This is a genomic window from Flavobacterium sp. (genome assembly GCF_032153895.1).
Lineage (GTDB): Bacteria > Bacteroidota > Bacteroidia > Flavobacteriales > Flavobacteriaceae > Flavobacterium.
This window is the reverse complement of sequence record NZ_JALDYN010000003.1, coordinates 64,925-78,796: the sequence shown is the minus strand read 5'-3', so window position 1 is coordinate 78,796 and position 13,872 is coordinate 64,925. Positions and strand designations below refer to the sequence as shown.

The 13,872-nt window shown below is 39.2% G+C and carries 13 protein-coding genes; 7 read left to right on the top strand and 6 right to left on the bottom strand.

The window, feature by feature from the left end:
* Positions 1-14: 14 nt before the first annotated feature.
* Positions 15-992: a ribonucleotide-diphosphate reductase subunit beta gene (locus tag RUH60_RS02360; RefSeq protein WP_313804840.1), complete on the bottom strand. Its 978-nt coding sequence runs from the start codon at positions 990-992 to the stop codon at positions 15-17.
* A gap of 267 nt (positions 993-1,259) precedes the next feature.
* Positions 1,260-1,826: a DUF3109 family protein gene (locus RUH60_RS02355; protein WP_313804837.1), complete on the bottom strand. Its 567-nt coding sequence runs from the start codon at positions 1,824-1,826 to the stop codon at positions 1,260-1,262.
* A gap of 129 nt (positions 1,827-1,955) precedes the next feature.
* Here RUH60_RS02355 and RUH60_RS02350 point away from each other — a divergent pair, with 129 nt between their 5' ends.
* The 3 genes from RUH60_RS02350 to RUH60_RS02340 are packed head-to-tail and all read left to right on the top strand — an operon-like array spanning position 1,956 to position 3,424.
* Complete coding sequence (locus RUH60_RS02350; RefSeq protein ID WP_313804834.1) at positions 1,956-2,531, top strand: MarC family protein; 576 nt, start codon at positions 1,956-1,958, stop codon at positions 2,529-2,531.
* 47 nt (positions 2,532-2,578) lie between these two features.
* On the top strand, positions 2,579-2,776 hold the full coding sequence (locus RUH60_RS02345; RefSeq protein WP_313804831.1) for a hypothetical protein: 198 nt from the start codon (positions 2,579-2,581) through the stop codon (positions 2,774-2,776).
* A gap of 39 nt (positions 2,777-2,815) precedes the next feature.
* Entirely contained in the window at positions 2,816-3,424 is a 609-nt protein-coding gene (locus RUH60_RS02340) for an FAD-dependent oxidoreductase (protein WP_313804829.1), read from the top strand.
* 1 nt (position 3,425) lies between these two features.
* Here RUH60_RS02340 and RUH60_RS02335 read toward each other — a convergent pair whose 3' ends face one another.
* The 4 genes from RUH60_RS02335 to fbp all read right to left on the bottom strand — a co-directional run bounded on the left by RUH60_RS02335 (position 3,426) and on the right by fbp (position 7,183).
* Positions 3,426-4,997 carry a S41 family peptidase gene (locus RUH60_RS02335; protein ID WP_313804827.1) on the bottom strand — a complete coding sequence of 524 codons (1,572 nt, stop codon included), beginning with the start codon at positions 4,995-4,997 and terminating at the stop codon, positions 3,426-3,428.
* A complete protein-coding gene (locus tag RUH60_RS02330; RefSeq protein ID WP_313804825.1) occupies positions 4,997-5,425 on the bottom strand; it encodes a dCMP deaminase family protein in 429 nt (142 codons plus the stop codon). The genes RUH60_RS02335 and RUH60_RS02330 overlap by 1 nt, the downstream gene beginning before the upstream one ends.
* Before the next feature lie 3 nt (positions 5,426-5,428).
* The gene (locus RUH60_RS02325) at positions 5,429-6,022 is read right to left on the bottom strand and encodes a HupE/UreJ family protein (RefSeq protein ID WP_313804823.1); all 594 of its coding nucleotides are present in this window, start codon (positions 6,020-6,022) and stop codon (positions 5,429-5,431) included.
* Between the two features lie 153 nt (positions 6,023-6,175).
* Positions 6,176-7,183 (bottom strand): class 1 fructose-bisphosphatase, encoded by a 1,008-nt coding sequence (gene fbp, locus RUH60_RS02320; protein WP_313804820.1) that lies wholly within the window; start codon positions 7,181-7,183, stop codon positions 6,176-6,178.
* Between the two features lie 144 nt (positions 7,184-7,327).
* Here fbp and RUH60_RS02315 point away from each other — a divergent pair, with 144 nt between their 5' ends.
* From RUH60_RS02315 to RUH60_RS02300, 4 genes are all read left to right on the top strand, one after another.
* Complete coding sequence (locus tag RUH60_RS02315; protein ID WP_313805048.1) at positions 7,328-7,801, top strand: GNAT family N-acetyltransferase; 474 nt, start codon at positions 7,328-7,330, stop codon at positions 7,799-7,801.
* A 36-nt stretch (positions 7,802-7,837) separates the two neighbouring features.
* A complete protein-coding gene (locus tag RUH60_RS02310; RefSeq protein WP_313804818.1) occupies positions 7,838-9,091 on the top strand; it encodes an aspartate kinase in 1,254 nt (417 codons plus the stop codon).
* 3 nt (positions 9,092-9,094) lie between these two features.
* On the top strand, positions 9,095-10,195 hold the full coding sequence (chrA, locus tag RUH60_RS02305; protein WP_313804816.1) for a chromate efflux transporter: 1,101 nt from the start codon (positions 9,095-9,097) through the stop codon (positions 10,193-10,195).
* A 246-nt stretch (positions 10,196-10,441) separates the two neighbouring features.
* Positions 10,442-13,846 (top strand): hypothetical protein, encoded by a 3,405-nt coding sequence (locus RUH60_RS02300; protein ID WP_313804813.1) that lies wholly within the window; start codon positions 10,442-10,444, stop codon positions 13,844-13,846.
* Positions 13,847-13,872 lie beyond the last annotated feature (26 nt).

Genomic DNA, 13,872 nt, shown 5'->3' with positions numbered 1-13,872 from the left:
AATTTTAGATCCGATTAAAAATCAGCGTCGAAGCTAATTTTTTGCGAATCGGTGTCTTTGTTTAAAACACCTGCTTTTTGATATTCGGAAACGCGTTTTTCGAAGAAATTCGTTTTCCCTTGCAATGAAATCATGTCCATGAAATCGAACGGATTCGTAGAATTGTACACTTTAGAACAACCTAATTCCACTAATAATCTGTCCGCTACGAACTCTAAATATTGCGTCATTAAAGTGGAGTTCATCCCAATTAAACTTACCGGAAGAGATTCTGTAATAAACTCTCTTTCAATAGTTAAGGCATCGGTAATGATATCCGTAATTCGCTCTTTAGAAACTTTATTTACCAAGTGATTATTGTGTAAGTGCACCGCAAAATCACAGTGTACTCCTTCATCTCTTGAAATCAATTCGTTCGAGAAGGTTAACCCTGGCATCAAACCGCGCTTCTTCAACCAGAAAATAGAACAGAAAGCTCCCGAGAAGAAAATCCCTTCCACTGCAGCAAACGCAATCAAACGCTCAGCAAACGAATCCGATTCAATCCATTTTAATGCCCATTCCGCTTTTTTCTTAATCGCCGGAAATACTTCAATCGCATGAAACAACTGACTTTTCTCTTCTTCATTTTTCACATACGTATCAATCAACAACGAATAGGTTTCACTATGAATGTTTTCCATCATGATTTGGAATCCGTAGAAGAACTTTGCCTCAGGATACTGTACTTCATTCACGAAGTTCTCCGCTAAATTCTCGTTTACGATTCCGTCAGAAGCCGCGAAAAATGCCAAAATATGCTTGATGAAATATTTTTCGTCGTCGTTCAATTTACCATTCCAGTCGGTCAAATCCTGATGCAAATCAATCTCTTCCGCTGTCCAGAAACTAGCTTGTGATTTTTTGTACCATTCCCAAATATCATGGTGTTTGATAGGAAAAATTACGAAACGATCTTTGTTTTCATGTAATATTGGTTCAACTACCGACATAGTATCTTGACTTTTATAGGATTAAAAATTGATTATTTAACTCGATTGGGGTTTACAAAGATTGTCATTTGAAATGTAAAAAGAAAGTCAAACTTATTCACAATTCAAGCGAGTTTTTAACAATGTTAAAATTTCAGGAGAAGAAAAATTATTTTAACAATAAACTGAAAATCAGTAAGTTATAAATTATAAATTTCTTACAAATCTACGCTGAACAGCAGTAAAATCATTGGTTCAAAGCGGTTTAAAAACAGCGTGCGGAAAGTGCTATTTTTTATGTTCTTCGGCAATTTTTTCCAATTCGGCATACCACTCGGCTCCGAACTTTCTGGTCAGTGATTCTTTCAAAAATTTGTACACCGGAACTTCCAATTCTTTTCCTAACGAACAGGCGTCGTCACAAATATGCCATTTGTGGTAATTAACTGCCGCAAAATCGGAATATTCTTTCACACGAACTGGATACAAATGACAGGAAATCGGTTTTTTCCAATCTACAATTCCTTGATTATAGGCTTGTTCAATACCGCAAAGCGCGGTTGGTCCGTCGAAAATTACGTAAGCGCAATCGGCTCCGTCTATTAAAGTAGTTTCAAAATCTCCGTCTTCGCCCAAAACCCAAGTACCTTGAGCTTCAATAGCCGCAATGCCTTCCGGACGTAAAAACGGTTTTACTTTTGGAAAAATGTCTTCTAAAATCTTCGTTTCTTCTTCAGACAAAGGCGCACCAGCATCACCATCTACACAACAAGCACCTTTGCAGGCCGACAGGTTGCATACAAACTCTTTTTCTAAAATCTCTTCCGATACGATGGTTTTACCTAACTGAAACATACTTCTATTCTTAAGAACTCTGCAAATTTACGAAGATTCGTTCGAGAATTTTCAAAACGATATAAATTAACGATTTATTAGCTAACTTCGTGTTAAAATTGAATAATTTCGCACCCTAAAATAAAAGCTATGAATCTGGATTTAAAAGAAATACTGACCGTTGGCATGGTTTTGTTTGCTGTAATTGATATCGTGGGTACCATTCCGATTATTGTCGATTTGCGTAGTAAAGTAGGCCATATTCAATCGGAAAAAGCTTCTGTGGTTGCCGGTATTATCATGATTGCTTTCCTTTTTGTGGGGGAAGAAATTTTGAAATTTATGGGCGTGGATGTAAAATCGTTCGCCGTGGCCGGTTCTTTCGTTTTATTCTTTTTAGCCTTAGAAATGATTTTAGGCATCACACTTTACAAAGATGAAGAACCCAGCACAGCATCCATCGTTCCGATTGCTTTTCCGTTAATCGCAGGCGCCGGAACTATGACTACATTATTGTCTTTAAGAGCTGAATACCATACGATTAACATTGTCATTGCGGTTATCATTAATATCATAATTGTATATGTAGTACTGCGTTCTTCCGCAAAAATTGAAAAAGTATTAGGGAAAAACGGCTTAGGGGTTATCCGAAAAGTATTCGGGGTGATTTTATTGGCTATCGCTGTTAAATTATTTGCCGCTAATGTTAAAGGTCTGTTCGTTTAACATAGTTTTTACTAGTTTTACACCCTGTTTGATTAATTACAATGACGATGAAAACTTTTACTTATGTTCTGATTGCCCTTGCAGCAGGCTTGATTATTTTCAATATAACCTTGTTAGATTTCAGCAATCTTTTTGAAGGAAACAGCATGGTGGCGCTTATCGGAATTGCAGCTTCGTTGTGTGCGATTTGCATTCTTTTGATTTTCAGAATGTCTAAAATTATCGACGAAAAAACCAGAGATTAATTCTCAACTTATTCCTTTCAACTTTTCAAAAAAACATACATGTTTGATGTTCTGATTATTGGTGGTGGTGTTTCTGGGATGTCTTGTGCCCTCATCTTAGGTTCTGCCAAACAAAAACCTTTTGTAACCGAAAAGAAAATCGGAATTATCGCGCATCAGAAAGCTTCTTCGCTTCAAGATGCCCTTTTCAACAACGCTTACGGAATTCCTGCCGGCAAATTAGGTTCGGAATTGTTAACGGAAAGCATCAGTCATTTAGAAGAAATCTATCCTCATATCGAACAAATTGAAAACGAAAAAGTGCTTGCTGTTAGTGGCGCTTTCGGGAACTTCATTGTAACTACCAATAAAAATACTTATCAAACAAAAATTGTGGTAATTGGCATTGGCGCTTCGAATCTTTTTGCGATTGAAGGATTGATGGACTACATTGAACCGCACAAAAAATCCATTCCGGAAAAGAACCGCATTCAATTAAAAAACCAGGATCACAAAGTAGCTGACGGCATTTACGTTTGTGGAACTCTAGCCGGACACAGAAGTCAATTGTCTATTGCTGCTGGTAGTGGTGCCGCTGTAGCAACTGATATTTTGGTTTTGTGGAACGACGGAAAAGAAACGCATTCTCACGACAGTATCCGAAAGTAAGTTATTTAGCTTTCAAGACTTCCTTAACCATCGGATCTTCCTTGAGTATCAACTGAAAATATTTCGTGTCATCAAACAATTGACGCACAAATTCTGCAGCGAGGTATTTTTTTACGGTTGATTTGTTTCCGTCTAAATTCAAGAGCAAACCACTTCGGGCAATGTAACTTTTAAAAGCATTGAAGTACAAATCTGTTTCGTTGAGTTTGTTTAGCAGTGCATTAAATTCAAGTCCTTGAAATGCTTTTCTTTCTTTGTCCAGCTGTTCAAAAACAAAGTAACTCGCCACACCGGATTGCATTAACATGGCAATAGAACCATCGCCGTGGTTGTTTTCAATCGGTACAAAGGTATCGGGTATGATGCCACCGCCACCATAAACAATACGCCCTTTTTTGGTTTTATATTTCAAGCTGTCGGCTACTTTAATGCTGTCTGCCGCAAAGAGTTCTCCGTTTACAAAGCGTTTGTCGAATTCACTAAAATATTCCTCGGCTCCATTATCATAAGGCTTTTGAATCGAACGACCTGATGGTGTATAATAACGAGCAACCGTCAACCGAACAGCAGAACCATCGCCCAAAGGCATTTCTTTTTGCACCAAGCCCTTTCCGAAAGAACGGCGACCAACCACAGATCCTCTATCGTTATCCTGAACAGCTCCGGCTAAAATTTCACTAGCAGAAGCCGAATTTTCATTGATTAAAATATAGAGTTTTCCGTTTTCGAAATTCCCTTCGCTGGTGGCAAAAGTCGTCTCGGTTTTACCTTTTTTATTTTTGGTTTTGACGATTACTTCTTTATCCTTTAACAATTCGTCGGCAATCTGATCGGCCATTTCCATATAACCGCCGCCGTTATCGCGCACATCAATGATTAAAGTGGTCATCCCCTGACGTTTCAGCTCTAAAAGTCCTTTTTTGAACTCTTTATAAGTCGTTTCGGCAAAGCGATTGATTTTAATATAACCCGTTTTCACATCCAGCATCGTAGCAATATCGACACTTTTAATCGGCACCAAACCTCGGGTAACAGTAACTTTGAATTTTTTATTGGTGGATTTACGAAACACCGTAAGTTCCACTTTTGAACCTTCGATTCCTTTCAATTTGGCAAACAAGCTGTCTGTAGGCAATTTTCTTCCGAATAGTTTTGAATTGCCTGCGTAAAGAATACGATCGCCTGCTTTTAAACCTGCTTTTTCGGATGGTCCGTTGGCAACCGGTTTGATGACAGCCACCGAATCTTTGTACATATAAAAATTCACACCGATGCCTACAAAATCACCTTTCATGCTTTGGGAAACTGCCTCCATATCGCTTTTGGCAATATAAACCGAATGCGGATCGAGTTTTTCCAAGATTCCGTTAACGGTTAAATCGACTATGGAATCCGTATTGACATCATCGACATACTCGCTCTCAATCAATTCCATGAGTTTGTTGAGTTTGCTTCGGTTGGAAGTCGCTGCTACTCCTTTTGGTGCGGAAAAATTCAAATAACCGCCAATAAGAAACCCAACCGCTAAGGCGGAAGCAATCACAATCGGCAAGTATATTCTTTTGATTTTCATTAGTCCAATTCCGTAATATTGTCAACCTCAACACCGGCTTTTTCTAAAAAACGCAAACCGGAATCGTCTTTATAACCTTCAAAATACACCACACGTTTTATTCCGGATTGGTGAATTAATTTACTGCATTCTTTACAAGGCGACAACGTAATGTACAAGGTTGCTCCTTCACAAGATTGTGTGGAACGAGCTACTTTTGAAATCGCGTTCGCTTCGGCGTGTAAAACGTACCATTTTGTTAAGCCTTCATCATCTTCACAACAGTTTTCAAAACCAGAAGGTGTTCCGTTGTAACCGTCTGAAATAATCATGCGGTCTTTTACTATAATGGCGCCTACTTGTTTGCGTTTGCAATAAGACAACTGTCCCCATTCTTTGGCAATGCGCAAGTAGGCTTTATCGTATTTTAATTTTTTCTTTTCTTTCATCAATTATCGGTTCCAGATTTCACTCTCTAAAATCATCGGCAACACCACTCCTATTACAAAAGCGGAAATCACCAACGTCCAGTCGCGTTTGGAAAAACGGAAAAAAGTTTGAACTATATAAGACAGTATTAAAACTATCAAAACTACTATAATCTGAGCCACCTCAATTCCTAGGGCAAACTCTAACAACGGCACCATTTTATCGGAAGCATCGCCAGGTAAAATCGCTTTAAAATAATTGGAAAAGCCTAAACCGTGGATGATTCCGAAGAACAACGTTACCAACGCCACAAACGTAATACTTTCATTTTTTCCAGATTTTCCAGCTGTAAACAAATGAAACAAAGCTGTTACCAAAATGGTTATCGGAATTAAGAACTCAATCAAACTCGCTTTAATCATCACGATTCCGTAAACCGAAAGCATCAAAGACAAAGTGTGTCCTAAAGTAAATAAGGACACTAAAATCAAGACGCGTTTCCAGTCTTTAAAAGCATAGGGCGTTACCAAGGCTATTAAAAAAAGAACGTGATCGTACGCATTAATATCCAATACGTGACGCAAACCGATGTTGAAATACGTTAAAAATTCAGACATTACCTTTTAGTTTTTAGATTGGGTTCTCAAACTTACAATTATTTTTCGAATGTGATTTCGTTCCTTAAGAAAAGCTTATCACATCACGCTTCAAAATTGATATAAAAAAACCGGAACTTAAAAATTCCGGTCCTTATAGCTTTTAAAGCAATCTTATTTGTATTTCGCCATGAACTCTTCCGCTTTGGCAACCATATTTTTGCTACCGCAGAAGAACGGTACACGTTGGTGCAATTCCGTTGGTTTGATTTCCATAATTCTTCCGTAACCGTCTGACGCTTTTCCTCCGGCTTGTTCTGCAATGAATGCCATCGGGTTGCATTCGTACAACAAACGCAATTTTCCTTTTGGCGCTTTGGAACTCGTCGGATAAAGATAAATTCCACCTTTAATCATGTTGCGGTGAAAATCCGAAACTAAACTTCCGATATAGCGAGAAGTATACGGACGATCGCCTTCTTCCAACTGACAATACTTGATATAATCTTTTACACCTTGCGGAAAATGGATATAATTCCCCTCGTTTACCGAATAAATTTTACCGTCAGGAGCGTATTGCATGTTCGGATGCGACAAATAAAACGTTCCGATAGCCGGATTGAGTGTGAATCCATTAACGCCATATCCGGTTGTATAAACTAACATGGTAGACGTTCCGTAAATCACATAACCAGCAGCTACTTGCTGATCTCCGGGTTGTAGAAAATCTTCCAAAGTAACCGGAGTTCCCACTGGAGTTACGCGTCGGTATACCGAAAAAATGGTCCCAACAGATACATTCACATCAATATTGGAAGAACCGTCCAACGGATCCATCAGTACTACATATTTACTGTTGTCGTTACCGTCTTTTCCGTGTACAGCAATGAAATCGTCGTTTTCTTCGGAACCGATTCCGCACACAATTTCACGATTGATTAGCGTTTGAATGAAGACTTCGTTGGCATAAACATCCAACTTCTGCTGATCTTCTCCCTGAATATTCTGTTCTCCGGCCGCTCCTACGATATCCACCAAACCAGCTTTGTTTACCTTGTAGCTTACAACTTTAGCCGCCAAACGAATCGCGTTGATAATACGAGACAATTCTCCGGAAGAATACTTAAACTCTTCCTGTTTTTCAATTATAAATTCGCCTAAAGTTTTATTGCGTTGCTCCATGATTGTTTTGTTGTGTTATTCTAGTGCAAAGATGCGTTTAATTTTCGATTTTCGGTAAATCTGATAGAGAAAAACACATTCCGTGATAAATCTACCGCAAACTTGATTTATCTTTGAATCGATTAATAACCAATGCTTTTTACCATGATTATCCGTAAAGGAAATCCCAACGATATGCCGGCTGTTCTGGAATTAATCCGTGAATTGGCTGTTTTTGAAAAAGAACCCGATGCTGTTGTCATTACAACTGACGATTTGATTCGGGATGGTTTCGGTAACAATCCGCTTTTTCACACTTTTATAGCTGAAGTTAACAATGAAATCGTCGGAATGGCACTTTACTATTACCGCTATTCTACCTGGAAAGGAAAAACCATTCATTTGGAAGATTTAATTGTAAAGGAAAAAATGCGCGGAACCGGTGTTGGTATGGCTTTGTATACCGAAATCATGAAGCAGGGAAAAGCAGATGGTGTGCGACGCATCGAATGGAATGTACTGGATTGGAATCAAAACGCCATCGATTTCTATGAAAAATCCGGCGCTAAAATTTTAGCCGATTGGCGCGTGGTACAAATGACCGAAGAAGGATTAATTACATTTTTAAACAACAAATAACAACTCGAAACCCAACGGTTTTGACATTTCAACACCATGAGAATTTTCAAATTTGGAGGTGCATCGGTAAAAGATGCAGATGGAATCCGAAACGTATTCAGCGTTTTAGAACAGGTAGGTCACGAAGATGTGTTACTGGTAGTTTCCGCTATGGGAAAAACCACCAATGCACTGGAAGTAGTCATCAAGAATTATTTTGAAAAATCTGCCGAACTGAAGGCTTCCATTCAGGAAGTAAAAAAGTACCACAATCAGATTTTACTGGATTTGTTCGACGATGAAAAGCATCTTGTTTTCGCAGCCGTTACCAAACATTTCACCGATTTGGACACTTTTTTGGCCACCAACAAATCGCCCAACTACAATTATGTTTATGACCAGATTGTAAGTATGGGAGAAATTATTTCGACGACCATTTTAAGTCATTATTTCAATCACGTTGGATTAAAAAACACTTGGGTTGATGTTCGAAATTTAATCAAAACCGACAATACCTATCGCGATGCTATTGTGGATTGGGATTTGACGCAGAAAACCATTTCCAAAAACATCAAAAAGAAAGCACTGAACATTACACAAGGGTTTTTAGGTTCCGATGAGAATGGATTTACGACAACTCTAGGCCGTGAAGGTTCCGATTATACCGCAGCGATTTTCGCCTATTGCTTAAATGCCGAAAGCGTTACGATTTGGAAAGACGTTCCCGGTGTTTTAAATGCCGATCCGCGTTATTTTGAAAATACGACTTTGTTGAATCAGATTTCGTACCGCGAAGCGATTGAATTAGCGTTTTACGGTGCATCGGTTATTCACCCGAAAACATTACAGCCTTTACAAAGCAAGGAAATTCCGTTGTATGTAAAATCGTTTATTAATCCGTTGTTACCGGGAACCAGCGTTTCAAAAGGTGCGCATTTGGAACCGGAAACTTCCTGTTTCATCGTAAAGAAAAACCAATTACTGTTATCGCTTTCCTCAATTGATTTCTCCTTCATCATGGAAGAAAACATCAGTGAAATTTTCGCCCTGTTGCACAAATACAAAATGAAAGTGAGTTTGATTCAGAATTCTGCGATTAGTTTTTCGGTTTGTATTGAAGATAAGTTTGAGCACTTTAATGATTTGAAGAGTATTTTAGCAAAGAAATTCAAAATCTCGTACAATGAAAATGTTTCGTTGTACACCATTCGTCATTTTAGCGACAAAGCCATCAAAATGGTAGAAAAAGACAAATCGGTTTTGGTGAAACAGATGAGTCGAGAGACGATACAAATAGTAACCAAAGAATAAAAAATGCAACAAGGTTCGCTGAAGGACATCGGAAAACTGTTTTTAAAACTTGGTCTGATAGCTTTCGGCGGACCGGCTGCTCATATCGCGATGATGCGCGATGAAGTGGTTCGGAAACGTCAATGGATGAATGACAGCCATTTTCTCGACTTGGTAGGCGCCACCAATTTAATACCAGGTCCTAACAGCACCGAATTAGCCATTCACTTAGGAAAAGAAAAAGGAGGTTGGAAAGGCCTGATTATAGCAGGTTTGTGTTTTATTCTACCTGCAGTTTTTATCACACTGGGTTTCGCTTATCTGTATAAAAATTACGGACAACTTCCCGAAATACAAGCTTTTACCTACGGCATCAAACCGGCAATTATTGCCATTATTCTTTCGGCTGTTTACCCTTTGGCGAAGACTTCCTTAAAATCCAGCCTATTAATTCTCATCGGGATACTAGCTTTAACCGCTTCTTTTTTTGGTGTAAATGAAATTATCGTTCTTTTCGGATTTGGTTTTTTGGCATTGTTAATTCAGTATTTTAAAACGAACAACAATCAGGCAAACAGCGTTTTACCTTTAAGCCTCGCAACGGTTAGCCATTCCAAACTCTTTTTTGTTTTTCTGAAAATCGGTTCGGTTTTATACGGCAGCGGCTATGTCTTGTTTGCTTTTTTAGATTCCGAACTGGTTCAAACCGGCTTATTACCGCGTCAAACCTTACTTGATGCTATAGCCGTGGGACAATTTACCCCGGGACCGGTTTTTTCTTCGGTGACCTTTATTGGGTATCAAATCAATGGCGGCATGGGCGCTTTCGTTTCGACGATTGGCATTTTTCTGCCTTCCTTTATTTTTGTCGCCTTGCTGAACCCGTTGGTTAAAAAGATGCGGGATTCTCAGGTTTTTGCAGCCTTTTTAGATGCGGTGAATGTAGCTTCTGTGGCTTTGATTATTGCTATTTGTTTCACTATGGGCAAGGATTCCGTTACGGATTGGAAAACAGTCCTCATCATGATTGTAAGTCTGTTCATCACCTTTGGTTTCCGGAAAATCAACAGTGTCTGGGTGGTTTTGGGCGGTTCTTTGTTGGGCTACCTGCTCACCCTACTCTGACTTCTGTAAAAATTTTAACCAATTAAACCAGTTTAACCTGTTGCATTTTTAAATAAAAAAACAATTTGCAACAAAAGTTGTGTCAATTTTAAAGAAAAATAATTTTTAACACAAGATTTTCTAACTTATGAAATATAACATACCTGCTTGATGATTCATCACCGGAGCTGTTGTTTACAACTACTTATATCGGAAAGAAAATCTCAATTAATTACACTACTTTTGAGTTTTCGGAGTTATTGCATTATGCTGAAAAAGTTAGGCTTCTTTCTATTGCTTCTTTTTGCGTCCGGGGTTTATGCTCAGGATGACAACCAGCTCTATCATTCCAAAAAAATTACAACAACCGATTCCGTCATAACAATTGATTCGGTCAGCATCAACAAAGAATTCTTCAGACTAACAGACAAATCCGGCTCTGTTATCGACACAAGTTATTACGCTGTTGATTTTCAAAAAGGTACTTTACAATTCAAAAACGGTTTTTCCGCTTCTGATACATTAACAGTAAGCTATCTAAAATTACCTCAGTTTCTAACCAAAAAATACACGATTTACGACCCAAGTCGCGTGGTAAGCAACGAAGCTGGACAAAACCTGTATCAAGTTTCCCGCGAACCAATTTCTACTTTCAAACCTTTTGATGGCTTATCGACTTCCGGAAGCATCACGCGTGGTGTAACCGTCGGAAACAATCAGAATACCGTGGTGAATTCTAATTTGGATTTGCAGATTACCGGAAAAATTTCCGACAAGGTCAGTTTACGCGCCTCGCTTCAGGACAGCAATATTCCGTTGCAGGAAGGTGGTTATTCTCAGAAATTAGACGAATTCGATCAAATATTTGTGGAATTGTTCTCCGATAAATGGGCCATTCGCGCAGGCGATTTATTTCTCGAGAACCGACAGTCGCGTTTTCTGAATTTCAACAAAAAAGTACAAGGCTTATCCACCCATTTCACCTTCGGAAAACCAGATAACAAAACCGATGTGTTTGCTGCCGGCGCCATCGTTCGCGGACAATATGCCCGAAGTACATTCATCGGTCAAGAAGGTAATCAGGGACCGTATAAATTGAAAGGCCCTAACGGCGAGCTGTTTGTATTGGTTATTTCCGGCTCGGAACGCGTCTATGTGAACGGAATCTTGCTAGAACGAGGCGAAAACAACGATTATATCATCGATTACAATGCCGGAGAAATTCGCTTTACATCTTTATTTCCGATTACTTCCGAAATGCGAATTAATGTAGAATACCAATATTCCGACCGAAACTATACGCGTTTTGTAACCTATGGTGGTGTTACCCATCAGCAGGAAAACTGGAGCATTGGCGGTTTTGTCTATTCGGAAAACGATGTGAAAAACCAACCGTTGCAGCAAAATCTTTCGTCGGAACAAGCTCAGATTCTAGCTCAAGCGGGTGATAATCCGGATTTGATGACCGCTCCATCTGCCTACGAAGACAGCTATTCCGAAAATAAAATTCTGTACCGAAAAATTGACATTGGCGGTGTGGAAGTGTTTGAATATTCGAACAATCCAGACGAAACACTGTTCAATGTAAAATTTACGTTGGTCGGCAATAATCAAGGAAATTATGTTTTAGCCAGCAACCAAGCGGTTGGAAAAATTTACGAATATGTTGCGCCAGTTTCCGGAGTTCCACAGGGAAATTACGAACCGATTACCCGTTTAATTCCACCCACTAAAATTCAGATTGCGACGGTTTTAGGACGATTCAACCCCAACGAAAAAACCGATATCAATTTTGAAGTAGGACTCAGCAACAACGATCTAAATCTTTTCTCTGGCACTGACGACAACGATAATAAAGGAATTGCCGCTAAAATTAACGCAAAACAACGCTTGTTTACCGGTAAATGGAACATCGACGGCTACGGAAATTTTCAGTTCATACAAAAAGAATTCAGAACCATCGAACGCTTGTTTACCATTGAGTTCAACCGCGACTGGAACTTGACGAATCCGCTTGGCGACCAGAGTTTGTTGGTTTCGGGTGTGAATTTTGAGTTGCCCAACAAAGGATTTGCCAAATACCAGTTGGAAAAATTAGACTTTTCGGAAAGTTTCTCCGGAACACGGCATGTTTTGGATGGCACTTTCAAGTTAAAAAATTGGGTTTTCTCAAGCAATTCCAGCGCATTGAACAGCGATGGCAATTACGCCAAATCCCGTTTTATTCGAAGTCAGTCGCGAGCGAAATACCATTTTACGAAAAACTGGGTGGGCGGAAGTTATCGTTTGGAAGACAACGAGGAAAAAATTAAAGCTACCAATGAATTTTCAGCATTGAGTCAACGTTTCAAAGAGTTTGGCGCTTTTATCGGACGCGGAGACAGTACCAAAGTATATGCGGAAATCGGCTATTTAAACCGCGTGAACGACAGTTTGCAGAATGGTTTCATCCAAAAAGTAAACACTTCTCATTCCTACTACTTAAAGTCGAAATTGATTCAGAACGAAAAAAGCGATTTATCGTTGTTTGTCAATTATCGGAACCTGAAATTTGAAGATAAAACCAGAGCCGATGAGCCTTCTTTAAATTCGCGTTTGTTGTACAATGACCGATTTTTCAATCAGTTGATTCAGACTTCCGTGGCTTTTGAAACCTCATCCGGAACCATTGCACAACAGGAATTTACCTATCTCGAAGTGGAACCCGGCCAAGGCGTTTACATGTGGAACGACTACAACGGCAACGGAATTCAGGAATTGCAGGAATTTGAAGTAGCGCAATTTTCAGACCAAGCGAAATATGTTCGGGTATTTCTTCCGAATCAGATTTTTGTAAAAACGCATCAGAATAAATTTTCGCAATCGGTTACCTTAAATCCTTCGCAGTGGCAAAATGAATCGGGCTTTAAAAAAACGCTTTCCTATTTCTATAACCAGACTTCGTTTTTAATGGATCGGAAGATTTTTCGCAACGGAAGCAATTTCGATTTGAATCCGTTTTCGGGCAGCGAAGAAGATCTGTTAGGATTGAACGCCACCTTTCGCAACAGTTTATTTTATAATCGCGGTAAACAAAATCATTCGGTAACGTACACCTATCTTACGGCGCGAAACAAAAATCTTTTATCTTCGGGAAGTATCGAAAACACGAGTCGTTCACATCAGCTGCAATATCAGCATTTGCTTAAGAAAAGTTGGCTGTTCGATATAAACGGACGCACTATTTTTTCGGAAACTTCCACTGAAAATTATGCCAGCAGAAATTACAAAATTGAAGGTTTTATGGCCGGACCGAAGATTTCATATTTGTTCTCCAAAAACGCGAGCTGGGATTTGTTTTACGAATTGCAGCAGAAAGACAACCAAATCGGGAGTTTAGAAACCCTGAAACAACAACGTTTGGGAACTTCCCTTACTTATTCGGGCAAAAAACAATTTACAATGAACGGTGAATTTTCGTTGTATGATAATGCTTATGACGGCAATCCGCTATCACCAGTGGCGTTTCAAATGCTGGAAGGTTTACAACCCGGAAAAAATACGACGTGGCGTTTGTTGGTTCAGAAAAACTTAACGCAATATCTGGACATCAATGTGAATTATCAGGGCAGAAAGAGTGAAACGAGCCAGGCGATTCATACGGGGAATGTTCAGTTGCGCGCTTATTTTTAGCCAAATAAAAAGCCCGATGCCATAAA